The organism is Microbacterium fluminis, assembly GCF_051549805.1.
Taxonomy (GTDB): domain Bacteria; phylum Actinomycetota; class Actinomycetes; order Actinomycetales; family Microbacteriaceae; genus Microbacterium.
Genome location: NZ_CP196042.1, coordinates 210,262 through 236,765, shown reverse-complemented (window position 1 = coordinate 236,765; position 26,504 = coordinate 210,262). Strand labels below are relative to the sequence as shown.

The 26,504-nt window shown below is 70.6% G+C and carries 19 protein-coding genes; 10 read left to right on the top strand and 9 right to left on the bottom strand.

Going from position 1 to position 26,504, the window contains the following annotated elements; all coding sequences use genetic code 11:
* On the bottom strand, positions 1-1,203 hold the full coding sequence (locus ACSJDX_RS01045) for a THUMP-like domain-containing protein (protein WP_438353753.1): 1,203 nt from the start codon (positions 1,201-1,203) through the stop codon (positions 1-3).
* Between the two features lie 164 nt (positions 1,204-1,367).
* On the opposite strand from ACSJDX_RS01045, the gene ACSJDX_RS01040 reads away from it, so the two are divergent.
* From ACSJDX_RS01040 to ACSJDX_RS01030, 3 genes are all read left to right on the top strand, one after another.
* Positions 1,368-2,549 (top strand): hypothetical protein, encoded by a 1,182-nt coding sequence (locus tag ACSJDX_RS01040; protein WP_438353752.1) that lies wholly within the window; start codon positions 1,368-1,370, stop codon positions 2,547-2,549.
* Positions 2,550-2,688: 139 nt separating this feature from the next.
* Positions 2,689-4,566, top strand: a complete 1,878-nt coding sequence (locus ACSJDX_RS01035) for a dynamin family protein (RefSeq protein WP_438353751.1) — start codon at positions 2,689-2,691, stop codon at positions 4,564-4,566.
* Positions 4,567-4,568: 2 nt separating this feature from the next.
* Complete coding sequence (locus ACSJDX_RS01030) at positions 4,569-6,194, top strand: dynamin family protein (protein ID WP_438353750.1); 1,626 nt, start codon at positions 4,569-4,571, stop codon at positions 6,192-6,194.
* Between the two features lie 624 nt (positions 6,195-6,818).
* Here the strand turns inward: ACSJDX_RS01030 and ACSJDX_RS01025 are convergent.
* The 3 genes from ACSJDX_RS01025 to ACSJDX_RS01015 form a co-directional block, all read right to left on the bottom strand.
* Complete coding sequence (locus ACSJDX_RS01025) at positions 6,819-7,610, bottom strand: IniB N-terminal domain-containing protein (RefSeq protein WP_438353749.1); 792 nt, start codon at positions 7,608-7,610, stop codon at positions 6,819-6,821.
* 124 nt (positions 7,611-7,734) lie between these two features.
* Entirely contained in the window at positions 7,735-10,086 is a 2,352-nt protein-coding gene (locus ACSJDX_RS01020) for a LuxR C-terminal-related transcriptional regulator (RefSeq protein WP_438353748.1), read from the bottom strand.
* A 17-nt stretch (positions 10,087-10,103) separates the two neighbouring features.
* Positions 10,104-12,002, bottom strand: coding sequence for an Hsp70 family protein (locus ACSJDX_RS01015; RefSeq protein WP_438353747.1), 1,899 nt, complete (start codon positions 12,000-12,002; stop codon positions 10,104-10,106).
* Between the two features lie 282 nt (positions 12,003-12,284).
* Here ACSJDX_RS01015 and groES point away from each other — a divergent pair, with 282 nt between their 5' ends.
* From groES to ACSJDX_RS01000, 3 genes are all read left to right on the top strand, one after another.
* Positions 12,285-12,581 carry a co-chaperone GroES gene (groES, locus tag ACSJDX_RS01010; RefSeq protein ID WP_135063578.1) on the top strand — a complete coding sequence of 99 codons (297 nt, stop codon included), beginning with the start codon at positions 12,285-12,287 and terminating at the stop codon, positions 12,579-12,581.
* Positions 12,582-12,743: 162 nt separating this feature from the next.
* Positions 12,744-13,691 carry an EamA family transporter RarD gene (rarD, locus tag ACSJDX_RS01005; RefSeq protein ID WP_438353746.1) on the top strand — a complete coding sequence of 316 codons (948 nt, stop codon included), beginning with the start codon at positions 12,744-12,746 and terminating at the stop codon, positions 13,689-13,691.
* A gap of 194 nt (positions 13,692-13,885) precedes the next feature.
* Positions 13,886-15,145 (top strand): ABC transporter substrate-binding protein, encoded by a 1,260-nt coding sequence (locus ACSJDX_RS01000; RefSeq protein WP_438353745.1) that lies wholly within the window; start codon positions 13,886-13,888, stop codon positions 15,143-15,145.
* 176 nt (positions 15,146-15,321) lie between these two features.
* Here ACSJDX_RS01000 and ACSJDX_RS00995 read toward each other — a convergent pair whose 3' ends face one another.
* The 4 genes from ACSJDX_RS00995 to ACSJDX_RS00980 all read right to left on the bottom strand — a co-directional run bounded on the left by ACSJDX_RS00995 (position 15,322) and on the right by ACSJDX_RS00980 (position 19,429).
* On the bottom strand, positions 15,322-16,107 hold the full coding sequence (locus ACSJDX_RS00995) for an ABC transporter ATP-binding protein (protein WP_438353744.1): 786 nt from the start codon (positions 16,105-16,107) through the stop codon (positions 15,322-15,324).
* Complete coding sequence (locus tag ACSJDX_RS00990; protein ID WP_438355022.1) at positions 16,104-16,979, bottom strand: ABC transporter ATP-binding protein; 876 nt, start codon at positions 16,977-16,979, stop codon at positions 16,104-16,106. Before ACSJDX_RS00990 ends, ACSJDX_RS00995 begins: the two co-directional genes overlap by 4 nt.
* 142 nt (positions 16,980-17,121) lie before the next feature.
* Complete coding sequence (locus ACSJDX_RS00985) at positions 17,122-18,099, bottom strand: branched-chain amino acid ABC transporter permease (RefSeq protein WP_438353743.1); 978 nt, start codon at positions 18,097-18,099, stop codon at positions 17,122-17,124.
* A 4-nt stretch (positions 18,100-18,103) separates the two neighbouring features.
* The gene (locus tag ACSJDX_RS00980) at positions 18,104-19,429 is read right to left on the bottom strand and encodes an ABC transporter permease subunit (RefSeq protein ID WP_438353742.1); all 1,326 of its coding nucleotides are present in this window, start codon (positions 19,427-19,429) and stop codon (positions 18,104-18,106) included.
* A gap of 303 nt (positions 19,430-19,732) precedes the next feature.
* On the opposite strand from ACSJDX_RS00980, the gene guaB reads away from it, so the two are divergent.
* The 4 genes from guaB (at position 19,733) to ACSJDX_RS00960 (ending at position 24,905) form a co-directional block, all read left to right on the top strand.
* Positions 19,733-21,235 carry an IMP dehydrogenase gene (gene guaB, locus ACSJDX_RS00975; protein WP_438353741.1) on the top strand — a complete coding sequence of 501 codons (1,503 nt, stop codon included), beginning with the start codon at positions 19,733-19,735 and terminating at the stop codon, positions 21,233-21,235.
* Between the two features lie 203 nt (positions 21,236-21,438).
* The gene (locus tag ACSJDX_RS00970) at positions 21,439-22,278 is read left to right on the top strand and encodes an endonuclease domain-containing protein (RefSeq protein WP_438353740.1); all 840 of its coding nucleotides are present in this window, start codon (positions 21,439-21,441) and stop codon (positions 22,276-22,278) included.
* Positions 22,279-22,461: 183 nt separating this feature from the next.
* Positions 22,462-23,103, top strand: a complete 642-nt coding sequence (locus ACSJDX_RS00965) for a TMEM175 family protein (protein WP_438353739.1) — start codon at positions 22,462-22,464, stop codon at positions 23,101-23,103.
* A gap of 113 nt (positions 23,104-23,216) precedes the next feature.
* Positions 23,217-24,905 carry an ATP-binding cassette domain-containing protein gene (locus ACSJDX_RS00960; RefSeq protein WP_438353738.1) on the top strand — a complete coding sequence of 563 codons (1,689 nt, stop codon included), beginning with the start codon at positions 23,217-23,219 and terminating at the stop codon, positions 24,903-24,905.
* A 77-nt stretch (positions 24,906-24,982) separates the two neighbouring features.
* Here the strand turns inward: ACSJDX_RS00960 and ACSJDX_RS00955 are convergent, their stop codons facing one another.
* Entirely contained in the window at positions 24,983-26,479 is a 1,497-nt protein-coding gene (locus ACSJDX_RS00955) for an MFS transporter (protein WP_438353737.1), read from the bottom strand.
* Positions 26,480-26,504: the final 25 nt, after the last annotated feature.

The following is a 26,504-nucleotide window of genomic DNA, read 5'->3' as shown; positions in this document are numbered from 1 at the left end:
TCAGACCCGGTCGGCCAGGAGCGCGAGGCGCTTCGAGCCCACGCGTGTGACGATCAGCGTCGCGGCCCCGTCGCCGCGCAGCTTGAGCGAGGTCCGCAGCTTCGCAGGGTCGACATCAACCCCGCGCTTCTTGATCTCGAGGGTGCCGATGCCCCGCTCGCGCAGCGCCTTCGACAGCGCCTTGACGTCGGCGGGCAGCTCTTCCCGCACCCGGAATGACGACACGAACGGGCTCGTCAGCGCCGCATCCGACGTCAGGTAGGCGATGCCCTCGGCGAGCATCCCCGCCTGCAGCGATCGCGCGACATCGCCGATCAGGCGCGCGCGGATCACGGCACCGTCGGGCTCGTGCACGAACGCCCCGAGTGCGCGCACCGGCTCGTCGTCGGCATCGGCCGTGGCGGTGAGCTCGTGCGCGGAGTCGCCGCGCAGCACGAGCGCCGCACGACGCACGCCCTCCCGCGCGAGGGCGCCCGACCACAGCACCAGCTCGATCGTGGAGCCGTCGGCGCTCACCCACTGCGCCTCCATTCCTGCGGGGATCTGATCGCGGTCGAAGCCGGGCCCGAGCTTGATCCCGGTCGGCACCCTGTCGGCGAGTGCGAACGCCCAGTCGAGCCCCGGGGTGTAGTCCTCGGCGCGCAACCGCGACGTCTCGCCGTGGCCGGCCGTACGCCGGGCGGGATCGAGCCACACGGCGTCGGAGGGGAGAGCGGATGCCGCGCCCGGTGCGTGCTCTTCGGCGCGGCCGCTGCGCACGGTGACGTCGTCGCCGAACGGGGCGAGGTTGTACGCCGCGATCGCGGCGGTCATCTCGTCGAGATCCACCGCATCCACTCGCAGGCCGAGTCCGGCCATGCCGAGCGCGTCCCCGCCGATGCCGCAGCCGAGATCCGCCACCCGGGCGAAGCCGGCGTCGCGGAACCGCGCCGCGTGGCGTGCGGCGACCGCGAGGCGGGTCGCCTGCTCGAGACCCGCCCGGGTGAACAGCATCCGCTCGGCGAAGTCGCCGAACTTGGCCCGGGCGCGCTCGCGCAGTCGCGCCTGACCCACGACGGCGGACACGAGATCGGCCGAATGCCCGTCGGCCCGCAGTTGCGAGACGGCGCGGGCGACGTCCGCGGTCGACACGAGTCGTGGCAGTGCGTCGAGCAGCCGCAGCCCTTCCGGGGTGAGCAGGGCGTGCAGTTCGCGAAGGTCCACCAGCCGAGCATACGGAGCCGATCCCCCGGCGATCCCCGAACACCCCGCATCGATCCCCCTCCCGTCCCCGGAGGAGCGGGGGATGCCTCCCGATGTGCGCCGTCGCGGTGCGAACGAGACTTCCCGTACAGCGCCACTCAGGCTCCGCGAGAAAAGGAACGATCATGGCCGACGAAAACACCAACGGGCTCGGCGTTCAGACGAACACCGACACCGAGACCGAGACCGACAACTCGAACAACTCGACGAACGACTCCGGCAACGGCAACGGGTCGCAGAACGGCAACGTCGCCGATTCGGGCAACGACAACTCGGTGAACACCGACAACTCGAACAACTCCGAGAACGAGACCGACAACTCGGTCGACAACTCGAACAACTCCGAGAACGAGAGCGACAGCTCGAACAACTCGACGAACGACTCGGGCAACAACAACGGGTCGAGCAACGGCAACATCACCGTGGGCATCGCCGACTCGGGCAACGACAACTCCGACAACTCCGACAACTCGGTCGACAACTCGGACAACTCCGAGAACGAGACCGACAACTCGGTCGACAACTCGATGGAGGATTCGGGCAACACCGACAACTCGATGGAGGAGTCGGGCAACACCGACAGCTCGACGAACGGTTCGTACAACGACAGCTCCGACAACAGCGACAATTCGGACAACTCCGACAACAGCGACAACTCCGACAACAGCGACAACTCCGACAACTCGGTCCGCAACACCGACTCGTTCAACGAGACGACGCTGAACGACCACTCGGTGACCGTCGGCGTCCGTCAGTTCAACACCGGTGTCGGCGGCGACCTGTCGATCAGCGGCATGGCCGGTGCCGGCGCCGCAGCGGGGGCCGCGGCGGCGTTCCACCTCGACAACCGTGCCTCGGTCGTCGACCAGTCGGTGTCGCAGTCGATCGCGTCGGGCGGCGACGTCTCGCAGGGCTTCGCGCAGAGCGCCGTCATCAACACCGGCGACGCGGGTGCGGCGGCCGGCGGCGACGCGTGGGTCGACAACTCCTCGGTCGACATCTCGGTGGGCGACGTCTGGATGGGCAACACGTGGAACACCACGACGTTCACCGACTCGTTCAACGACCAGTCGACGACGACGTCGGACTGGTCGAACTGGGAGCAGGACATCGACGACTCGTTCAACGACAACTCGGACAACTCGATGACCGACAACTCGATGACCGACAACTCCACGATCGACAACGCGTTCGCCGACTCGTTCAACAGCGAACTGACCTCCGACGTGGGCAACCAGTACGACTGGGAGAACAGCGGCAACTTCTTCAGCCCGGACGCGACGGTCGGCGACGAGATCGACATGTGATCGACGAAGAGACCTTGCCCGGCCGCCTTGCGTGAGGCGGCCGGGCAGGACCATGTCGGGGCGGGGAGCTGGGGATCCCCGCCCCGAACGTTCGCGAGTGTCGTAGCGTGGAGGGAAGCGCATGTCGAGGGGGACTGCAGTGGCTGAGGGGGCGGACGGCGCAGGGGCCGGAGGGAAGACCGACGGGGTCGGTCCCGCAGCGCCCGCCGCCGCGTTGGTGGCGATCGTCGACGACGTGGGCCGGTTCGCCTCGTCCACAGGGCGGACGGACCTCGCTCGACGTCTCGAGAACACGCACTCCCGTCTGCTCGACCCGCACGTGCGCGTGATCGTGGTGGGCGAGTTCAAGAAGGGCAAGAGCAAGCTCATCAACGCGCTCGTCAATGCGCCGGTCTGCCCCGTCGACGACGATGTCGCCACGAGCGTGCCGACGTCGGTGGGGTACGGCGAGGAGCCGGATGCCTGGGTGACCGTCCAGGCGCAGGAGGACACCCCGCCCGAGGCGCGGCGCGTGCCGATCGACGAGCTGGCCGCCTTCGTGTCGGAGCAGGGCAATCCCGGCAACGAGCGCCGCATCCTCGCCGCCGAAGTGGTGCTGCCGCGCGAGCTGCTCAAGGGCGGTCTTCGCCTGGTCGACTCGCCGGGAGTCGGAGGCCTGGATTCCACCAACGCGCTCGCAACGCTCGCCGCCCTCTCCTTGGCGCACGCCGTGCTGCTGGTCTCGGACGCGTCTCAGGAGTACACCGAGCCGGAGGTGCAGTTCCTCAAGCACGCCATGCGGGTCTCGCCCAACGTGGCCGCCGTGCTCGCCAAGACCGACCTGTACCCGCAATGGCGCGACATCGAGCGCATCGACCGCTCGCACCTCGGCGATGTCGGCGACGTGCCGATCTTCTCCGTGTCCAGCGATCTGCGCCTGCTCGCCGCGCAGGAGCAGGACCGCGAGCTCAACACGGAATCGGGATTCCCGGCACTCGTGGCGCACCTGCGCCGCGATGTGCTCGGGCGCGCCGAGATCATCCAGGCCCGCAGCGCCGTGCACGATCTCGTGTCGGTCGTCGATCAGCTGAAGATGTCCCTCACCTCCGAGCTGGAGGCCACCCTGCATCCGGAGACCACGCCCCGCCTGATCGCGCAGCTGGAGGACGCGAAGGCCCGCGCCGACGACTTCCGCGGTCGGTCCTCGAAGTGGCAGGTGACGCTCAACGACGGCGTCGCCGACCTCATCTCCGACATGGAGCACGATCTGCGCGATCGCATCCGCACCGTGCAGCGTGAGGCGGAGGACGCCATCGACGAGGGCGACCCCGGCCCCATCTGGGACCAGATCACCGAATGGCTGGACCAGCGCGTCTCGGCGGCGGTGTCGGAGACGTTCGTGTGGACCGACGAGCGTTCGCGGTGGCTGGCAGAGGAGGTCGCGGCGCAGTTCTTCGCGGGCGAGTCCGACGTCCCCCTCATCGATGTCGGCGACACCGAGGGCGTCCTCGACGTCGTCGAGGAGATGTCGGTGCTCGAGCATCGGCCGATGGGCGCCGGCGAGAAGCTGTTCATCGGGGTGCGCGGCTCGTACGGCGGTGTGCTGATGGTGGGCCTGGCGACCGGGCTGCTGGGTCTGTCGCTGATCAATCCGATCTCGCTGCTGGCGGGCATCCTGGTCGGTCGCCGCGCCTATCGGGAAGACAAGACCGCGCGCCTGTCGCGCCGCCGGTTCGAGGCGAAGTCGCTCGTGCGCCGCTACCTCGACGAGGTGCAGTTCCAGGTCGGCAAGCAGCTGAAGGACCGCCTCCGGGTGGTCCAGCGCGGATGCCGCGACCACTTCGGGAGCATCGCCGAAGAGCTCCACCGGTCGCTGTCCGACGCCGTACTGGCCGCCAAGCAGGCCGCGGGCGCCTACGCGGGGGAGAGCGAGCAGCGCGTGACCCAGCTGCGGGCGCGGGTGGCGCAGCTGGAGGCGCTGCGGGCGCGCATCCCCTCGCTCCCGCCGACGCGGGCGGTGGAGGCGACGCGCGCGTGAGGATGTCGGTTCGCGACGAGGCGGCGGCGCTGGTGCGGACCGCGCAGGAGCTCTATCGCGAGGACGCCTCCGCCGTGGAACTGCTCGACGAACTCGACGCCCGGCTGCGCGAACCGCTCCGGCTCGCGCTCGCGGGCATGGTCAAGGCCGGCAAGTCGACGCTCCTCAACGCCCTCCTCGGCGAGCGTCTGGCACCCACCGACGCCGGCGAGTGCACGCGCGTGGTGACCTGGTACCGCTACAACGCGACGCCGACGGTCACGATGCACCTGCATGCCGGAGGCAGGCGCCGGATGCCGGTGCGCCGCGATCACGGGCGTCTCCTCATGGATCTCGGCGACGCGGTCGCGGAGGAGGTCGCGTGGATCGAGGTGGGCTGGCCGTCCTCGGCGCTGCGCTCGGTGATCCTGATCGACACCCCGGGCATCGCATCGCTGTCCCGCGACGTGTCGGCGCGCTCGATCGATTTCGTCACCCCCGACGCGGGACCGTCCTCGGCCGACGCCATCGTGTACCTGATGCGGCATCTGCACGCGTCCGACCTGACCTTCCTCGAGGCGTTCCGCGACACGGCGGCGGGCTCGTCGCAGACCGTGAACGCCGTCGCGGTGCTCTCGCGCGCCGATGAGATCGGCTCGGGCCGCATCGACTCGATGCTGTCGGCGGGCAAGGTCGCGCGCCGCTACGAGCTCGACGGGGAGCTGGGCGCGCTCGCCCTCGGCGTCGTGCCCGTCGCGGGCCTGCTCGCCGAGAGCGCCCGCACGCTGCGGGAGGACGAGTTCGGGGCGTTCCAGCAGCTCGCGGCGCTCGACCGCAAGGTGCGGGAGCGGCTCACCGTCTCGGCCGACCGGTTCGTGCGGGTCACCGAGACGACCGCGCTCGGGCAGGATGAGCGGCGCGCCCTGCTGGAGCGGTTCGGCATCTTCGGCATCCGACTCGCCAGCGCGCTGATCATCGCCGGCGCCCACGACTCGACGCAGCTGTCGGAGCAGTTGGTGCAGCGCAGCGGCCTCAACGAGCTGCAGCGATTCATCCGCGCACGCTTCGACTCCCGCGCCGACCTGCTGAAGGCGCGCGGGGTGCTCGACGGGCTCGGCGAGATCGTCCGGGACCGTGCGCTGCCGGGCGCCGAGGCGATCCTCGCCGGCATCGAGCGACTCTCCGCGTCGGCGCACGGTCTGCGCGAACTGGCTCTGCTGTCGCGGGCGCGCGCGGGCGGTCTGCCCTTGACGGCGACCGATGCCGCGGAGGCCGAGCGGATCCTCGGCGGCGAAGGCACGCTCGCCTTCGCGCGTCTCGGGCTCCCCGAGACCGCGTCGGCCGTCGATCAGCGCGAGGCGGCCGAGGCGGCCATCGCCCGCTGGCGCACCCTCGGGCAATCCCCGCTCACCGAGCGGGCCGGCGCCGAGGTCGCCCGCGAGGTGGTGCGCAGCCTGGAGGAGGTGGCCTCAGAACTCGGCACCGTCCCCGGAGGAGGCGACCCGCCGGACGTCGTGCCTTCGGGCGGTCCACTGCAGGGCGTTGCGGAAGGTGCTGAAGAGCAGGGCCAGGAGGGCGATCCCCCACTGGGCGAGCAGCACCTGCCGCAGGATCGGGCCGTGCTGTCCGACCGAGACCAGCTCGGCTGAGAGCAGGTACAGCAGGACCTGTCCGGCGACCGTCGCGAGCTGCCACCAGCGCGCGCGGGGCTTGCGGGTGGAGAACGACACCAGCAGCACCACCTGTACGAGCAGCAGCGTGAGCGCGATGCCGAAGACGCTCCAGTACAGGATGTCGGCGGTCGTGCGGTACGCCTCGTCGCTGCGTCCCGTCACCACTCCCTTCACGACGTCGACGATGAGCGGCGTCTGCTCGGTGCGGATGGCGAACAGGTACACCACGGCCACAGCGCCGACGAGCAGGCTCAGCACCCACAGGAACTGACTGAGCCGCACCGTGAACGGGGGCGGGAGCGTGGTGAGGACGGGGGCACCGATCGTGCTCGTCGTGGCGGGGCGATCGGGGGACCGGCGACGCGGCTGCGCCGTCTCGGGAGCACGCGCCCGGATCATCCGCGGAGCGGCGGGGGCGGACACGGGCGGTGCGGGCGCGTGCTCGACCGGGACGGGAGCGCGCCGAGCCGGGACGGCCGGCTCGGTGAGCTCTGCCGGGTCCTCGAACCGGGGCGGCGGGGGCCGATGGCCCGGGCGGGTGCGCGGGGGTCGGGCGAGCGCGGGCGAGCCGTGTTGCTGCGGATCGGACACGAGGGCTCCTTACAGCTGCTCCTGGTCGTCGTACTCGGGCAGCGCATCCTCCACGACCAGGGCGTCGTCGGTTGCGGCGAACGGCTCGTCGGCGACGATCTCCGCGGGGGAGGAGGCATCCGACGCGTCCTCGTAGGCCGGGACCTCCGGCTCGACCGGGGTCGGCGTGGCCTCGACCGGACCCTCCGGACCATCCGCGCCCTCCGGCGCCTCGGCGGCCTCCGCCGCGGTCTCGGCCGGCGTGATGTCGATCACGCTGTCGGTCGTCGTCTCGGTGGTGGTGGGCGCGTTGTCGAACGAGTCGGTGATCGTCGTGGTCGTATCGGTGTTGCCGATCGACACGTCGCCGACGGTGACGGTCGTGTCGGAATGGTCGACGGTGGCGTCGTGTCCGCCCGCCGCTCCTCCGTCGCCGGTGTTGAGGATCGCCTCCTGGTCGAAGATCTGGTTCACGTCGCCGTGCGCCCAGATGTTCTGGTTGACCGACTGGTCGACGATCGTGGCCCGATTGTCGATGTGGAAGCTGTTGGTGATGCTCATGATCTCGCGCTGCACGGCGGTGGTGGCCATCGCCGGGTCGGTGGCCGTGGCCGTCGCCGTGTGCCGCGGCTGCACGTCGGGGCGATCGACGATCACCGGTGCGACGGCGCGCACGTCGTCGGCGCACGCGTCGCCCAGGCCCTTCTTGGCCAGCGTCGCCTCCGGAGCGGCCTGGAACTCCGCGGCCGCGGCGGGATCGCGCAGAAGACTCAGGATGAACTCGATCAGGGCTTCGGCGATCGTTGCCAGCGGCATGGTCATGACGGGACTCCTGTCACTTCGAGATTCTCTGCTGAGGCTAGAAGATCGGCCTCGGGGGCGAATCGGGGGTTTCCCCCCGACCCCGCGGGGGCGATGGGGGATTCGGCGGTGCGGTGCGGGGTGGTCATGAGGCGTGCCCCGCGTGAAGGCGTGCGCCGCCGAGGGCGACCCGCAGCTTGGCGATGAGGTCCGACCGCGACGTCGCACCGAGACGGCGGCGGATGCTCGCGATGTGATGCTCGGCGGTGCGCGGCGAGATGAAGATGATCTCTCCGATCTCGGCATACGTCTTGCCCTGCACCACCAGCCGGGCGACGTCGATCTCGCGCTCGCTGAGCCCGCTGTCGACGACGTCGGCGACGGCGCCGTCGGACTCGGGTTCTCGGCCGACGTCCTGCGGGTGCAGCTCGCGGGCGCAGGCGAGCAGTCGCGCCGAGCTGCGGCGGTCGTCGGAGCGGCCGGCGCCCTGGCCGGCGAGGCGCGCGGCATCCCACGGCAGCCCGATCGCGGCGAGACCGCGCGCGGCGGCCTCCACCTCGTCGCCGTCGACGGTGCCCGCCAGCACGGAGGTCCAGATGCGGCCGGCGGCGGCCATCGTCGCGGCGACGGGACTGGCGGCGGATGCCTCCACCAGAGCGTGCGCGTCGGGGCCGAGCGACTCCGGGCGATTGCGGAGGATGCCGGTCTGGATGCCGGCCCAGTGCAGGTGGGCCGCCCACAGCGCCGGCGAGCCGAGCCCTGCGACGAGTGCGCGCGCCCGCTCGAACGGCACCCGTGTCGCGGTCTCGTCGCCCAGTCGGGCCCCGGTGCACACGAACTCCGTCAGCGGGAGGATGGTGAACAGGTCTACGTCGGCGTCGATCAGGCTGGAACGGCCGTTCTCCCAGGCCTCGGCGAGTGCGGCGGAATCGTCGTAGCGGCGCGCCAGCCCGATGCGGACCGCCTGCGCCATGAGCTCGTCGCGGGGCGCCGGCGTGGGGGTCAGCGTCAACGATGCCTCCAGCGCGGCACGCGCCTGAGGGCCGTGCGCCTGCTGCAGCGACACCCACGCCCGCCACAGCAGCAGCCGCGAGCGAACCCACTCGCTCCCCGAGCGCGCGTCCAGCGCCGCATCCACGACCGCGCCGGCGGTGGCGAGATCGCCCGCTGCGGCGGCGGCGGCGGCGGCGATGATCGCGGGCAGCTCGGGGAGCGCGGTGCTGCTGCGCGCGGCCGAGAAGAGGTGGGACGCGCGCACGAGGTGGGCGACCGCGGCATCCGTCTCCTCCGCGTGCAGGGATGCCTCGAGCCCGTCACGCAGCAGCCCGGTCGCGACGGCGACCGTCGAGGGCACGGCGTCGGCCATGCGCTCGACGGCGGTGACCGTCCCCGGATCGCCCGTGGCGAAGCGGGCGATGTAGCCGCGCGCCGCGCCCGCCCGACCGCCGCCCAGCGCGGCGGCGAACGCGCATCCCGTGGCCAGCATGCCGCGCATCGACCACGTCGCCACGGCCAGATCCGCCAGGCGGTCGTCGATCTCGGGCGTGCGGTCCGCTGCCGTCAGCGCCTCGTCGATCAGGCGTGCGGCGGCGTCCACGTCCCCGCGCTCCCACGCCGATCCGGCGCGTCGCGTCAGGAAGTCCGCCGAGGCGAGAGGTCGCGGTGTCGACGGCGAGGTGCGCACCGCGTCGCGCACCGCCGGGACGCAGCGCCCGTCGCGCAGCAGCAGTCCTTCGGCGTGCCCGGCGGCGATCGCCGTGTCCCGGTCGGCGGGGCCGGTGCCGTCGGCGGAGGACGAGGGATCGGACGCGGATGCCTCCGCCACCGCGCGTTCGACCGCGTGCCGCACCTCGGGGTCGACGGCAGCGAGCCGGTGGTTCACGTGGTGGCGGAGCATCCCGTCCAGCGCGTCGTGCCCACCGTCGGCGTCGCAGTCGCGCGCGTCGTGAACGGCCAGCGCGGCGGCCACCAGCCACGTCACCCCGCCGGTGATCGTCAGGACGTGATCGAGGCATCCGCCGTCGATCTGCTCGGAGCCGGCGAGGTGGTCGAGCACGTCGGCACGGGTCACCTGGCCGAGCACCACGGGCGGCCGGCTGCGTTCGAGCAGACGCGCCACGGTGCTCGACGCGGCGGTGAGGGGCCACGGCCGGCTCGACACCACGAGAGCGGAGTCCGGATCCTCGGCGCGGGCGAGCACGGCCGCGAGACGGTCGGGCGCGAGCGCGTGCAGGTCGTCGACCAGCAGCACGGTCGCGACAGGCACGGCGGCGACCACGGTGCCGGGCCCGAGCGCCTGGACGGGGACTCCCCGCTCGACCAGCAGACGCTGCGCTGCGCGCAGGATGGCGGTCTTGCCCGACCCGGACGGTCCGCTCAGCAGCAGACGGGGTGCGGTGTCGTCGACGAGGGCGTCGGAGACCGGCCGGACGGCGCGGGCGCCGAGCGGCGCGACGGAGGCGAACAGCGTCGCCCGGGAAGAGATCGTGGAGGACATGATCGGCAGCCCGGAACTCAGGTGATGACCGGTTCCATCGGGGGACCGGGACTCGGGTCGGGCGTCGGCTCGGGTGCGGGCGAGGGCGCGGGATCGGCCGGCGGCGCGGTGTCGGCCGGTGCCGGGTCGGACGGCACGGGGTCGGGCAGCACGGGCGGCGGGTCGGAGGGGGTTGGGTCGGGCACGACCGGAGGCGGGTCGGAGGGGGTCGGCGTGGACGACGCGCTGGGCTCGGGACTCGTCGACGGTGTCGTGCCGGTGTCGCCGGTGCTGCCCGTAGAGGTGCTCCCCGAACCGGGTTGGGTGGCGTCGGCGGCGCTCGGCGCAGTGCCCGTCGAGGTGCTCGGACCCGTGCCGCCGGCGTCGGTGGGCTTCGTCGCGCCCACGGGCGAACTGGGCGTGGTGGTGGTCTTGCGCGGCACCGTCCCGTCGGGGCGGCGCGGTGCCGGGTCGACCCGGGGGATGTAGCGACGCTGCGGCTCGGCGACCGTCTCGATCACCGGGCTGCTAGGCACGGCCGCGTCGGCCGCGTCGGCCGCGGGGGTCGGTGCCGGAGTGGGCGCCGGCGTCGTCGTCGTCCGAGGGGCGGGGGTGATCACCTCGGCGGCGGGTACGAAGGTGCCCTCGCTCCCGGCCGTCATCGTGCTGCCGAACACGATCCCGGCCGCCACGATCACCGCGGCGACCGACAGGGCGATCGTGTAGCGCACGCCCGGACCGGGCGACGACGCCGCGGCCTTCTCGAGGTGGAGAGGCTCCGGCGCCTCGGGCATCCCTTCGAGCACGTCGTCGGACTCGAAGGGATGCCCGGGGGCACCGATGCTCAGTGCGGTCGCGCGCACGAGCGCCGTACGGGCCGCGCCGAGGGAGATGGATGCCTTCGGATCCGCGTCGATCGCGACCGGGAGATCGAAGCGCTCCGAGAGGCGCTGGGCGACCAGCGGGATGCGCGAGGAGCCGCCGATCAGCAGCACCGCGGCGAGGTCTGCGGGCTCCAGACCGGAGCATTCCAGAGCGTCTTCGAGGGCGTCCATCGAGCGGCCCAGCGGAGCGTCGATCATGTCCTCGAACTCGGCACGCGTCAGACGCACGCTCGATCGCGTCGCATCGACGAGCACCGGCACGACGACGTCCGCGTCGAACGACAGGGCCTCCTTCGCATCCACGCACTCGCGGCGCAGCTGCGACATGGCCACACGCGCGTCGGACGACGGGTCGGCCAGCGCCTCGGGCGACACCTGTGCGGCGCGCAGCACATGCCGCAGCACCGCGTCGTCGAAGTCTGCGCCGCCGAGGTCGTCGAGGCCGGCGGGTTCGCCGCGCAGCGCGAACGCGCCCTCCTCGCGACGCAGCAGCACGCAGTCGAACGTGCCGCCGCCGAGGTCGTAGACGGCGAGAGTCTCGTCATCGGAGAGGGAGCGGGATGCCTCATACTCCCGCGCGGCCGCCTCGGGCTCGGTGATGAGGGCGACCTCGGGGATCCCGACAGCTGCCAAGGCCGCCGTCACGCGTCCGATCCGGTGGGCGCCCCATGCGGCGGGGTGCGTGAGGATCATGCCGGCCGGGGCGGACCCCTCCTGGGCGGACACGGTCGCGACCACGTCGGCGACGGTCCGCGCGAACAGGTGCTCGGGCGGCACGGATCGCCCGCCCACGACGATCGGCACATCGTCGCCGATGCTGCGCTTGAACTCCCGCACGAGCCGCTCGGGCTGCAGGATGCCGCGACGCTCCGCGGCATCCCCGAACAGGAGCTCACCGTCGTCGCCGGCGAATGCGACGGTGGCGACGGTGTCGCCGCGTCGTCCGAGTGCGAAGGTCGCCGCGACGATCGAGCCGTCGGAGGCGAAGCGCGCCGTGGCCGCTCCCGTCCGGCTCGTGCCGACGTCGACGGCGAGAAAATACGGCTCAGCCACGTCAGACATCCCCCCAGATAGTCGTCCCGGGCATCTTCGCCCGTCCCGGACCTCCGCTTCCCCAGGGAGCTCCGCGTGGCTGAGATGGTACGCCGATGCACAGCAAACCCCAAGGTCTCGGACTACTTATTTGTCCGAGTTCGCCGATCCGCTCCCGTCGACCGCGGGCTGGCACTCGCGTTGCGTGAGTGCCAGTGGATCCCTAGACTGTGGTTAGCACTCTCCATGCGTGGGTGCTAACGAGTCTTCCGTACCGAAGCGTTCAGAAAGAAGAGGTAGACCGTGTCGGTTTCCATCAAGCCGCTCGAGGACCGCATCGTCATCCAGCAGGTCGAGGCTGAGCAGACCACCTCCAGTGGTCTCGTCATCCCCGACACCGCCAAGGAGAAGCCCCAGGAGGGCGAGGTCGTGGCCGTCGGCCCCGGCCGCATCGACGACAACGGCAACCGTGTTCCGCTCGACGTCGCCGTCGGCGACCGCGTCATCTACAGCAAGTACGGCGGCACCGAGGTCAAGTTCGGCGCCGACGAGTACCTCGTGCTCTCGGCCCGCGACGTGCTCGCGGTCGTCGTCCGCTGAGACGTCTCCATCCCTGCGAAGGGCCCGGATGCCGAGGCATCCGGGCCCTTCGTCACGTGCGGGCGCGGATCGAGTCGAGGTCGGCAGAAATCGTGCGGCATACGGCGCGGCAGCCCCGCACGGAACGCCGGACGGTCACCGTCGCGGCCGTAGTCTGAAACGGTGACCCGTCCGCCCCAGCCCGCAACCGACGCCGCGGCGCGCGAACGGACGCTCGGCGGCGGCTACACGCTCGCGGCGTACCTCATCTGGGGCGTGCTGCCGCTCTACTTCCTGCTGCTGGTGCCCACCGGCCCGTGGGAGCTCGTGGCCTGGCGCATCCTGCTGTCGGTGATCGTGTGCGCCGCGCTGCTCACCGTCACGCGCGGCTGGGCGGCGCTCCTGCGGATCGTGCGGCAGCCGCGTCTGCTCGCGTGGACGGCGCTGGCGGGAGCGCTCATCTACGTCAACTGGCAGGTGTTCATCCTCGCCACCCTCAGCGGTCACGTCATCGAGACCAGCCTGGGCTACTTCATCAATCCGCTCGTCACGGTGCTGCTCGGGGTGTTCGTGCTGCGGGAGCGGCTGCGCGCCACGCAGTGGGCCGCGATCGCCCTGGCCGCCGTCGCCGTCGCGGTGATCGTGGTGGGCTACGGCGAGTTCCCGTGGATCGCCCTGTCGCTCGCCGCCTCGTTCGGGCTGTACGGGCTGGTCAAGAAGCGGATCGGTCCGGCCGTCGACGCGGTCAGCGGACTGACCCTCGAGACGGTGTGGCTCGCCCCCATCGCCGCCGTACAGCTCGGCGTGGTCGCCGCGACGGCGGGGCTCACGATGGGCACCGCCGGGGTGGGGCACGCCGTGCTGCTCGCGCTGGCCGGCGTGGTGACGGCGACACCGCTGCTGTTCTTCGCCGCCGGCGCCCGGCGGGTGCCGCTGACGGTGATCGGGATGCTGCAGTTCATCACGCCGATCATGCAGTTCATCACCGGCGCGTGGCTGCTGGGCGAGCCGATGAGTCTCGAGCGCTGGATCGGCTTCGCCATCGTATGGCTCGCGCTCCTGCTGCTGACCGCGGATTCGCTCGCCGCGGCGCGACGCACCCGCGTCTCCGACGTCGCACCGGTCGTCTGAGTCGGCCGTCCCGGCGGGACGACGTGACGCGGAGGCGCGGCATCCGTGGGACTGCGTTCCACCTCTCGATAACGATTGGGTTGCGTAACGCATCGTTAACGACTCGCAACATTGGCGAGACGAGTGGGCGATTAGGTTGGGGTCACTGGGGCAGGCCCTATGTCGCCCCGCGTTCATTCACAGCAAGGAGCACTATGAACGTCTTCTCCCGTTCCCGCACCGGAAAGATCCTCGGCGGCCTCGCCATGGTCGGTGCGAGCGCCCTCGTCCTTGCCGGCTGTGCCGGTGGAGGAGGCGGTACATCGTCGTCCGCCTCGTCGGGGCCCGTCGGCGACCTCACCCTGAAGATCGGCACGGTCCTGCCGCAGACCGGCAGCCTCGCCTTCCTCGGACCGCCCGAGGAGGCCGGTGTCGCGCTCGCCGTCGACGAGGTCAACAAGGCCGCCAAGGGCATCACCGTCGACCCCACGTACGGAGACTCGGGCGACGCCGACAACAAGGCGTTCGAGACCACGGTTCCCAAGCTCCAGAGCGCGGGCGTGTCGGCGATGATCGGTGCGGCCGCCTCGGGTGTGACGAAGCTCTTCCTCGACAGCAACGTGTCGGCGGGCATCATCACCTTCTCGCCGGCCAACACCTCGCCCGACTTCACCACGTGGGACGACAAGGGCCTCTACTGGCGCACCGCTCCGAGCGACCTGCTCCAGGGCGAGGTGCTCGCCAACCAGATCGCCGAGGACGGCCACAAGAACATCGGCATCATCTACCAGAACGACGCCTACGGCACCGGCCTGTTCGGCGTGGTCAAGAAGGTGTTCGAAGCCACCGGCGGAAAGGTCGTCGCCGAGGCGTCCTACAACGACGGCGACGCCTCGTTCGACGCGCAGGTCGCGACGATCATGGCGGCCAAGCCCGACGCCGTGGTGATGATCACGTTCGACCAGTTCACCACGATCGCCCCGCTGATGGTCAACGCCGGCATCGCGGCGAAGAACTTCTACCTGGTCGACGGCAACCTGAAGAACTACGGCGCCGGTGTCACCGTCCCGCTCGAGGGCGCGAAGGGAACGCTCCCCGGCCCGAAGCTCGCGAGCGACTTCCAGCAGCGTCTCAACACCGTCTGGACGGCCGCCGGCAACAAGGCGCTCGAGGACTACTCGTACGCGGGTGAGTCCTACGACGCGGTCGTCCTGCTCGCCCTGGCCTCGCTCGCGGCCAAGTCGACGAAGGCGACCGACATCGCCGGCAAGCTGCAGGAGGTGTCGGGCGGTTCGGGCAACGGCGAGAAGTGCACGACGTTCGCCGCCTGCGCCGACATCATCAACTCGGGCAAGGTGGCCGACTACGACGGCTACTCCGGACCGGTCACGTTCGACGCGAGCGGCGACCCGACCGAGGCGACGATCGGCATCTACCAGTACGGCGCCGACAACAACTACAGCCGCATCAACTGAGACCCCGGTCTCACGGAGGGCCCCGGCGCATCGCGCCGGGGCCCTTCCCGTTGCCGAGGTGCTCTCCGGCCTCCGTCGCGATGTCCGCGGCGGAGGCCGGTGGTGGTGCAGGGAGTCGGCGCGCGAACAGACGAGAGGACCGGATGCCGCAGCATCCGGTCCTCTCGTCAGTCGGGTCAGACGCCGTCGGAGCCGAGGGTCCCGAGGTAGAGGCCGATGACCTTCGGGTCGTTCAGCAGCTCGCGACCGGTGCCCTCGTAGGCGTCGCGCCCCTGGTCGAGGACGTAGCCGCGGTCGCAGATCTGCAGGCAGCGCCGGGCGTTCTGCTCGACCATGATCGTGGTCACGCCCGCCTTGTTGATCTCGGAGACGCGCAGGAACGCGTCGTCCTGACGCACGGGCGAGAGCCCGGCGGAGGGCTCGTCGAGGAGCACCACCGACGGATCCATCATGAGCGCCCGCGACATCGCGACCATCTGCCGTTCGCCGCCGGAGAGCGAGCCGGCGCGCTGCTTGAGGCGCTTGCCCAGCTCGGCGAAGATGCCGGTGACGAACTCGAGGCGCTCCTTGTAGATGCGGGGGTTCTGGAACAGCCCCATCTGCAGGTTCTCCTCGATCGACAGTGAGGGGAAGACGTTGTTCGTCTGCGGCACGAAGGCGACGCCGCGCTGCACGAGCTTGTCGGCCTTGAGGCCGACGATGCTGTCGCCGTTGACGGTGATGTCGCCGCCGCGCACCTTGACGAGGCCGAAGATGGCCTTCAGGAGCGTGGACTTGCCGGCACCGTTCGGGCCGATGATGCCGATCAGCTCGCCCTTGCGCGCCACCAGGTTGGTGCTGTTGAGGATGTTGACACCGGGCAGGTAGCCGGCGACGAGGTCTTTCACCTCCACCACGACGCGGTCGGTCTTGCCCTCGGCGAGGGCGCTCGCGCCCGTGGCGCGGGACGCTGCGTCGCTCATCGGCTTCCCTCCTCGGCCCCGTCGATCGAGGCCTCCTGCTCTTCCTTGATCTCTTCCAGCAGCTGCACCGCGGAGGTGTCGAGCTCGCCGGCGACGCGCCCCGTCACGACGCCGAGGTCGACGTCCTGGTGGCTTCCGAGGTAGGCGTCGATGACGGCCTGGTCGTGCATGACCGTGTCGGGCGGTCCTTCGGCGACGACCTTGCCCTCGGCCATCACGACCACCCAGTCGGCGATGTGACGCACCATGTGCATGTCGTGCTCGACGAACAGCACCGTCATGCCGAGGTCCTTGAGATCGAGGATGTGATCGAGCAGCGATTCGGTCAGCGCCGGGTTGACGCCGGCCATGGGCTCGTCGAGCATGACGAGCTTGGGATCGCTCATGAGCGCCCGCGCCATCTCGAGCAGCTTGCGCTGTCCGCCCGACAGGGAGGCGGCGAAGTCGGCCTCTTTGGCGTCGAGCTTGAACCTCTTGAGGAGGTCGCGGGCCTTCTCCTCGTTGGCCGTCTCCTGCTTGCGCCAGATGGCGGGGAAGAAGCTCTGCCAGAACTTCTCACCGCGCTGACCGGGGGCGCCCAGCTTCATGTTCTCGAGCACGGTCAGGAGCGACAGGGCCTTGGTGAGCTGGAAGGTGCGCACCTGACCCATGCGGGCCACCTTGAAGGCGGGGATGCCGGCGAGGCTCTTGCCGTCGTACGACCACGATCCGGTGTTGGGCTTGTCGAACCCGCACAGCAGGTTGAACAGCGTCGTCTTGCCGGCGCCGTTGGGGCCGATCAGGGCGGTGATGGCGTTGCGCGGGATCTCCAGGTGCGCGACGTCGACGGCGGTCAGGCCGCCGAAGCGGCGCGTGACGCCGTCGACTACCATGATCGGGTCGGTCTTGGCGACGCCGGGGACCGGCTCCCCCTTCGCCAGGCCCGTGGCCTTGGGGCGACGGATGCTGCCGGTCGTCGGCGGTGCGGTGGGCACGAAGTCGTCGGCGGGGCCGCGGACGTCCCCCTCGTTCTCGTTACTTGACAAAGGTCATCTCCCTCTTGTCGCCGAGGATGCCCTGTGGACGGAAGATCACCAGCAGCATGAGGGCCACGCCCACCAGGATGTAGCGCAACGTGCCCGCCTGGATGTCGGTCATCGGGAGGAAGCCGGCCTTGGCGAGCTCCGGCAGGAGGTTGCCGAGCAGGGCGAGCACCATCCAGAAGATGAGCGCGCCCAGCGACGGGCCCATGATCGTCGCGGCACCGCCGAGCAGCAGGATCGTCCACAGGAAGAACGTCAGCGACGTCGTGTAGCTGGACGGCACGACGGCCGACGGCAGCACGTAGACGATGCCGCCCATCGCGCCGATCACGCCGCCGACCACGAGCGCCTGCATCTTGTAGGCGAAGACGTTCTTGCCGAGCGAGCGCACGGCATCCTCGTCCTCGCGGATGCCTTTGAGCACCCGGCCCCACGGGCTGCGCATGAGGGCCCACACCACCAGGATCGCGGCCGCCAGGAGGATGAGGCCGAACACGCGCACCCACAGTCCGGTCTCGTTGAACTGGAACGGGCCGAAGCCGTAGTCGCCCGCCGGGAACGGGTTGGCCGAGCGGAAGCCGTCGTGGTAGCCGCCGAGACCGTCGGCGGAGTTGGTATACGCGTCGAACAGCTGCGTGGTGAACAGCAGGCGGATGATCTCCGCGGCTGCGATCGTCACGATGGCGAGGTAGTCGGCGCGCAGCCGCAGCGTCGGCACACCGAGGATCACCGCGAACAGCGCCGCCAGCAGCAGGCCCACGATCATGCCCACCCACCAGGGCAGCCCGAAGCTGAGGATCGAGATGGCGTAGCCGTAGCCGCCGAGGGCCATGAACCCCGCCATGCCGAAGTTCAGCAGGCCGGTGAAGCCGAAGTGCACGGCGAGGCCGGTCGCCGCGAGCGCGTACGCGATCGTGACGGGGCTCAGGAGGTACCCGAGCGTGTTGCCGATGATGGCGCCCCAGTCCATGGCGCTACCCCAATCTCTCTCGACGGCCGAGCAAGCCCTGCGGTCTGATCAGCAGGATGAGGATCAGCACGACCAGTGCACCGGCGTACTTCAGGTCGGAGGGGATCCACAGCGTCGAGGTCTCCACGACCACGCCGACGATGAGCGATCCGATGAGGGCGCCGAAGGCCGTACCCAGACCGCCGAGCGTGATCGCGGCGAAGATCAGGAGCAGCATCTGCGTGCCCATGTCCCATTTCACCCCGGGGCGGAAGTACGCCCACAGGATGCCCGAGAGTGCGGCGAGCACGCCGGCCAGGATCCAGACGATGCGCACGACCCGGTCGACGTTGATTCCGGATGCCGCGGCCAGCTGTGGGTTGTCGGAGATGGCGCGCGTGGCCTTGCCGATGCGCGTGCCCCGCAGGAAGTAGGCCACCCCGAGGATCACCACGATGCTCACGCCCATGCTGATCAGGTCGATGTAGGAGAGCTGGATCGGGCCGAAGTCGTACGGCGTCGGGCTCGCCCCCTCGAGCTGGAAGGTCGCCCCGCCGATGAGGTACTGGTAGAAGTAGCGCAGTGCGAGCGACAGGCCGATGCTGACGATCATCAGCTGCACCACGCCGAGACCGCGTCGACGCAGCGGGCGCCACAGCGCGGCATCCAAGGCCAGCGCCAGGGCACCGCCGCCGACCAGGGCTGCCGCGATGCCGAGCCACAGGGGCAGCTGCCAGAACGTGCTCATCATGAGCGCCACCAGAGCGCCCCACGTCACCATCTCGCCGTGGGCGAAGTTCGACAGCCCGGTGGTGCCGTAGATGAGGGCGGCGCCCATGGCCGCCAGTGCGAGGAGCAGGCCGAAGTTGAGACCGTTGACCAGTCGCGAGAGGAGCTGATCGATGAAGGACTGCGTCTCGCGCACGCCTTCACCGAGGAAGAGGTTGACGATCTTCGACCCGGTGAGTCCGAATTCGACCTCCTGCGACGCGGAGGATCCCGCGACGATCACCCCGTCGGGGAGCGTGGACTCGTCGACGGTCAGCGTGTACTTGTTCTTCTCCGGCACGTAGAGACGCCACTTGCCCTCGGCGTCGGTGATCGTCTCGGCCGAGAAGCCGTTGCCGTCCACCTTCACCTTCACGTCGGGGACGGGCTGGTTGTTGAACGTGATCACCCCGCCGAAGTAGAAGTCGGTCTTCGTCTGATCGCCGCCGGGCGTGCTCGGCGCGCCGGCGGCGTGCGCGGCGAGCGGACTCGACAGGGCGAGCAGGATCGCGGCGAACGTCGCCGCGATCAGAAGCACCGCCCAGCGCGCAGATCGTCGGGCGGTCGCAGTCGTGGAACCCACGGAGCCTCCAGTCCGTCATCGTCGACCGAACCATCGGGTGAACATCGGCCTTGATGAACGGTACGAGCGTAATGTGTCGGTTCTGTTTCGACCACAGAGCATTCCGGAGACGTGATGCAATCGGAACCGAGATCCACCTGAGGTGGGACTGCGTCCACCGTAGTGGCGCGCGGCTCCCGCTCGGGAACAATTCGCCGGGTGTCCGACTTAGAATCGAGTACGGAGCGTGGGGGCATCCCTCTCCCTCAGCGCACCGGCCGTCGTCGTCCACCGAGCAACGCGCCGCGCGCGCAGGAGACACCTATGGAGCACAACGACCCGTTCGGCATCGTCGGACTGACCTACGACGACGTGCTGCTGCTTCCGGGCCACACCGACGTCATCCCGAGCGAGGCCGACACCTCCTCACGGGTCACCCGCCGGATCACGGTCGCGACTCCGCTCGTCTCGAGCGCCATGGACACCGTGACCGAGGCGCGCATGGCGATCGCCATCGCGCGCGAGGGCGGGCTCGGCATCCTTCATCGCAATCTCTCCATCGCCGATCAGGCGGCGCAGGTCGACCGGGTCAAGCGCAGCGAGTCGGGAATGATCACCGACCCCATCACGACCACGCCGGACGCGACCATCGACGAGGTCGAGGCGCTCTGTGCCCAGTTCCGCATCTCGGGCCTTCCCGTCGTCGACGGCGAGGGCCGCCTCGTGGGCATCGTCACGAATCGTGACATGCGCTTCGTCTCCGGCTTCGAGCGCTCGACCACTCTCGTGAAAGACGTCATGACCAGCGAGGACCTCGTCACCGCGCCGGTGGGCATCGGGGCCAACGACGTCATCGCGCTGTTCGCGAAGCACCGCGTCGAGAAGCTGCCGCTCCTCGGCGACGACGGGCGCCTTGCGGGCCTCATCACCGTGAAGGACTTCGACAAGAGCGAGAAGTACCCGCTCGCCACGAAGGACGAGCAGGGGCGCCTGCGCGTGGGTGCCGCGATCGGCTTCTTCGGCGACGCGTGGGAGCGCGCCGAAGCGCTGCGCGACGCGGGTGTCGACGTCATCGTCGTCGACACCGCCAACGGACAGTCGCAGGGCGTGATCGACATCGTCCGTCGTCTCAAGGCCGATCCGACGTTCGCGCACATCGACGTCATCGGCGGCAACGTCGCGACCCGCGAGGGTGCGCAGGCGCTCATCGATGCGGGTGTGGATGCTGTGAAGGTCGGCGTCGGACCGGGGTCGATCTGCACCACGCGCGTGGTCGCCGGCGTCGGCGTGCCTCAGGTGACCGCGGTGTACGAGGCATCCCTCGCCGCCCGCGAAGCCGGGATCCCGGTGATCGCCGACGGCGGTCTGCAGTACTCCGGCGACATCGCGAAGGCGCTCGTCGCCGGCGCCGACACCGTCATGCTCGGGTCGCTGCTCGCCGGCACCGACGAGTCGCCCGGCGAGATCGTGTTCCAGGGCGGCAAGCAGTTCAAGCAGTACCGCGGAATGGGCTCGCTCGGCGCGATGCAGACGCGCGGCAAGAAGACCTCGTACTCGAAGGACCGCTACTTCCAGGCCGACGTGCCCACCGACGACAAGCTCATCCCCGAGGGCATCGAGGGCCAGGTGGCCTATCGCGGTCCGGTCGGCGCCGTCGCCTACCAGCTCGTGGGCGGGCTGCGGCAGTCGATGTTCTACGTCGGCGCCCGCACGATCGCGGAGCTGAAGGCCAAGGGCAAGTTCGTGCGGATCACCGCCGCCGGGCTCAAGGAGTCCCACCCCCACGACGTGCAGATCGTGGTCGAGGCGCCGAACTACAAGAAGTAGGCGGATGCCGCGGGCTGCCGTCCGCGCGGACTTCGGGGATTCGCGCGTACTTCGGAGCTGATGCGACGCTCTGCTCCGAAGAACGTCGCATCCTCCGAAGCTCGGGCGGCGGCGACTCCTCCCCAACGAGCGGTGGACGGCCCGTCTCCACGGATCCCTCCCATCAGGCGATCGGGCGGCGTAGGTCCCGGCACCCTGAAGCCATGGAGCTCTTGGCGTGGATCGGCGCGCGCGACGGGATCGCCCACCGCCGCGACATCCTCGACGCCGGATTCCCGGTCGCCGTTCTACGTGCCGTCCTGCGCGACCCGCAGGTGGAAGTGCTCCGTCGTCAGTGGGTGGTGCTCGAGTCGGCCCCGCCCGTCCTGCGCGCGGCAGCCGGGGCCGGTGGGCGCGTCGCGTGCGTGACCCTCGCGCGACGGCGGGGATGGTGGATGCCGGAGGGCGTCGATTCGCGCACGCACCTCCATGTCCACCCGCACGCGGCCGCGCCGGCCGTCGGCGACGACGTCGTGAGGCACTGGACGATCCCGCCGACGTCGCCGCAGGAGCTGGAGGAGTCTGCAGAGGACGCCTTGGCCCATATCGCAGGATGCGTCCCTCGCGAGGACGCGCTGGTGATCTGGGAGTCGGCGATCAGGGTCGAGAAGCTCGCAGTCGAGGCGCTGCGCGCGATCCCGTGGAGCACCCGGGCGGCCGCCGAGTGCGCGCTCGCCGTCGTCGGGCTCAGCGACTCCGGATTGGAGACGATGGTCGTGCTGCCTTTGCGGCGCAGCGGGCTGCGGGTGCGGCAGCAGATCATGATCGCCGGCAGGCGGGTCGACCTCCTGATCGATGAACGGCTCGTGGTGCAGATCGACGGGTTCGAGTTCCACTCGTCGGCCGGGCAGCGCTCGAAGGACATCGCGCACGACGTGGAGCTGCGGCTGCGCGGCTACACGGTGCTGCGCTTCGGCTACGCGCAGGTGGTGCACGACCGGGCCGAGGTCGGGCGCGCCATCCGACGCGCGGTCGCCGCAGGGCTGCACCGCGCACAGCGCTGAACCCGCGGCATCCATTTCTCGCGTCCGGCGTGTGCCGTGTCGTCTCGGATTTCGGAGGCTCGCGCGTACTTCGGAGTCGAACGGGCGATTCACTCCGAAGTACGTGCGATTCTCCGAACTTCGAGGGGCTCCGCAGGCGGTAGGCGGATGCCGCGGGCGGCGGCATCCCGCTAGCGTGGGCGCATGCCCGACCAGCCGGCTGCGCGGTACTTCGACAAGGGACGCGTCGAGGCGTACACGGACGCGGTGTTCGCCATCGCCGCGACCCTGCTCGTGCTCGATCTCACCACGACGGCGATCGGCCAGGTCGGGAGCGACGGGCAGCTCTGGGCGGACCTCGCCGGGATGTGGCCGAGCTTCTCGGGCTTCGGCGTCAGCTTCGCGCTGCTGAGCCTGCTGTGGATGATCCATCTCCAGCAGTTCCGCGACATCGCGCGCGCCGATGCGACGCTCATCTGGCTCAACAACGCGCGACTGCTGTTCGTCGTGCTGATCCCGTTCACCACGAGCCTCGTGTCGGACTACTCCGACTACTACGCGGGGCGGATGCTGCTGCCGATCAACTTCTTCTTCGCCGCCCTGCTCGGTCACCTCTCCTGGCGGTGGGCGGCGGCCCGCGACGGCCACTTGCTGACGGAGGAGTCCACGTCGCAGATCATCTATCAGGGCGCCGGCGGACTCGCCGCCGTGATCTGCGGCTTCGTCGCGATGGCGGTCTCGCCGTGGGCGGGCTCGTGGGGGTTCCTCGCCTACGCGTTCAACGGCCTGCTGACCGGTGCGATCCAGCGCCGACGGCTTCGCCGGATGGGGCCGACGGCGAGCTGACGCGCTTGTAGACTGGTCGGCTCGCGATCGGCGGGCCGGCGAGGACGACGGATGCCGCAGCATCCGCTCTGCGCCGCAGGCAGGGCCGCGTGCGGCCGACCGGAGAAGCGACGATGGGCTACCTCGACATCAACGGCGTCTCGTTCACGCTGCCCGACGGGCGGCCGCTGCTGGACGAGGTGACCTTCCGCGTGGGCGAAGGCTCGACCACGGCGCTGATCGGGCCGAACGGGGCGGGCAAGTCGACGCTGCTGCGCATCGTGCGCGGCGACGAACGCGCGCACGGCGGCGCGGTCACCCTCGGCGGTGCGCTCGGCGTGATGGACCAGTTCGTCGGGCACGGGCGCGACGGCGCCACCGTCCACGACCTGCTGATCGAGGTGGCGCCCCGACGGATCCGGGATGCCGCGCTGGAGCTCGACGCGTCGGAGAACGCGATCATCGCGCACGACGACCTCGACACCCAGCTGCGCTACGCGGCGGCGCTCGCCGACTACGCCGACGCCGGCGGCTACGAGCACGAGACGATGTGGGACACCTGCACGGTCGCCGCGCTCGGGCTGCCGTTCGAGCGAGCGCGATTCCGGGAGCTGTCCACCCTGTCGGGCGGCGAGCAGAAGCGACTCGTGCTGGAGGCGCTGCTGCGCGGACCCGACGAGCTGCTGCTGCTCGACGAGCCCGACAACTACCTCGACGTACCGGGCAAGCGCTGGCTCGAGGACGCCCTGCGCACGACGCCCAAGACCGTGCTGCTCGTCTCGCACGACCGCGAGCTGCTCGCGCGCGGCGCCGACCGCATCGTCACGCTCGAGACCGGCGGCGCGGGCAGCACGGCGTGGGTGCACGGCGGCGGCTTCGCCACCTACGCCGCGGCGCGGGAGGACCGGATGAGCCGCCTCGACGAGCTGCGGCGCCGCTGGGACGAGGAGCATGCGAAGCTCCTCGCGCTCGTGGCGGCGATGAAGGTGAAGGCGGCGGCGAACGACGGCTTCGCGTCGCGCTACCAGGCCGCCCTCACGCGGCTGGCCAAGTTCGAGCAGGCCGGCCCGCCCGAGGAGCGCCCACCCGATCAGGATCTGCAGCTGCGCCTGCGCGGCGCGCGCACCGGCAAGCGCGCCGTGATCGCCGAGAAGCTCGAGCTCACCGGACTCATGAAGCCGTTCGATCTGGAGGTGTGGTTCGGCGATCGTGTCGCGGTGCTGGGGTCCAACGGATCGGGCAAGTCCCATTTCCTCCGGCTGCTCGCCCGCGGCGGCACCGATCCCGATGGGCGCCTCGGCCACATCACGACGATCGGGGCGGGACTCCCGCCGGTCGCGCACGCCGGCCGGGCGATCCTCGGCGCGCGCGTCGTGCCGGGCTGGTTCGCCCAGACCCACCGGCATCCGGAGTTCACCGGGCGCTCGCTGCTCGATCTGCTGCACCGCGGCGACGACAACCGGGCGGGGATGCCGCGCGACGCCGCGTCGTCGGCGCTGGACCGCTACGGGCTGATCGCCCAGGCGCAGCAGGCGTTCGACACGCTCAGCGGCGGGCAGCAGGCGCGGTTCCAGATCCTGCTGCTGGAGCTGTCGGGCACGACGCTGCTGCTGCTGGACGAGCCCACCGACAACCTCGACCTCGCCTCGGCGGAGGCCTTGGAGCTCGCCCTCGACCGGTTCGAGGGCACGGTGCTGGCGGTCACCCACGACCGGTGGTTCGCGCGATCGTTCGACCGCTTCCTGGTCTTCGGCTCGGACGGCGCCGTCTACGAGGCGCCCGAGCCGGTGTGGGACGAGTCACGCGTCGTGCGCGCCCGCTGAGGACTCCCCGTCGAACGGTCGCGACTCGCCGTCCGCGCGGGTGCGCGTGCGGCGAGTCGCGACCGGTCGATCGGGGATCAGGCGCGGGTGAGCTCGGGCGCGTCGGCGGAGGGGGCGGATGCTGCGGCATCCGTCCGCTCCGACGGCACGGCTCCCGCAGCATCCGTCGTCCCCTCCGTCGTGGTCGCCTCGACGGAGACCGACGAGCGTCCTGCGGGGAGCCACAGCGACAACACCGCGGTCAGGAACAGCACCGCCGCACCGGCCAGCACCGCGGGGCGGGCGCCCTCGACGTAGAGGTCGGGGAGGAGTTCGCCGCCGAAGCCGGTGAAGATCGCGGTCAGCACGGCGGTGCCCAGGGCGATGCCGATCTCGCGCACGGTGGAGTTGACCCCCGAGGCCTTGGCGTGGTCGATCACGCCGAGCGTCGCCAGGAGTGCCGTCGCGGACGGCGCGAACACGAGGCCCATGCCCACGCCGGCCATGATGAACGGCACGACCATCTCGACGTAGGGGGTGCTCGGCGACAGCTGCAGCGCGAGCCACAGCAGCGCGGTGCCCTGCAGCACGAGCCCGACGATCATGAGCACCCGGGTGCCGACGCGCGGGGCGATCATTCCGGCCAGCGGCGCGACGATCATCGGCGCGAGCGTCCACGGCGAGGTCTGCACGGCGGCCTCGAGGGGCGTCGCACCCTGCACCACCTGCATGTACTGGATGAGGATGAAGACCGCGCCGAACGTTCCGAAGCTGAACCCGAAGCCGACCAGGTTGGTGAGCGTGAAGCTGCGGTCGCGGAAGAGCCGCAGCGGCACGATCGGCGCCGACGTGCGGGCTTGGCGCCAGACGAATCCGGCGATCAGGAGCGCGCCCGCGGCCAGTTCGGCGAGCACGCCGGCCGAGCTCCAGCCGTCGTCGTTGCCGCGGACGATCGCGTGCACGAGGGCGACCACGGCGGCGCCGACGAGCAGCACGCCGATGACGTCGATGCGCTGGCGGGCTCCACGGTCGTTGCTCAGCGCCCACAGTGCGAAGGGGATCGAGAGGATCGCGATCGGCACGTTGATCCAGAAGATCGCCTGCCAGTTCCACCCCTCCATCACCGCGCCCCCGACCAGCGGACCGACGGCCACTCCCAGGCCGGACACGCCGCCCCAGATGCCGATCGCCAGCGGGCGCCGCTCGGGCGCGACGCCGCCGGAGATGAGAGCGAGCGAGAGGGGCAGCACCCCGGCTCCGCCGAATCCCTGCAGGGCGCGGGCGGCGATGAGCTGCGACGGGTCGGTGCTGAGCGCGGCGAGCACCGAGCCGATGCCGAACACGGCGATCCCGATCGCGAAGACCGTGCGGCGCCCGAACCGGTCGCCGAGCGCCGAGGCGAGCAGGATCGAGCCGGCGAACGCGAGCGTATAGGCGTTGACGAACCACTGCAGCTCGGTGACGTCGGCACCGAGCTGCGTGTGCAGCACGGGGAGGGCGTTGGTCATGACGAGGTTGTCGAGCGTGGCCATGAACATCGGGATGGATGCCGCGGCGACGACGATCCCGAAGGGGCGGAGACGGGCGGTGGACATGGGGTGCTCCTTCGAGCGATAGAAG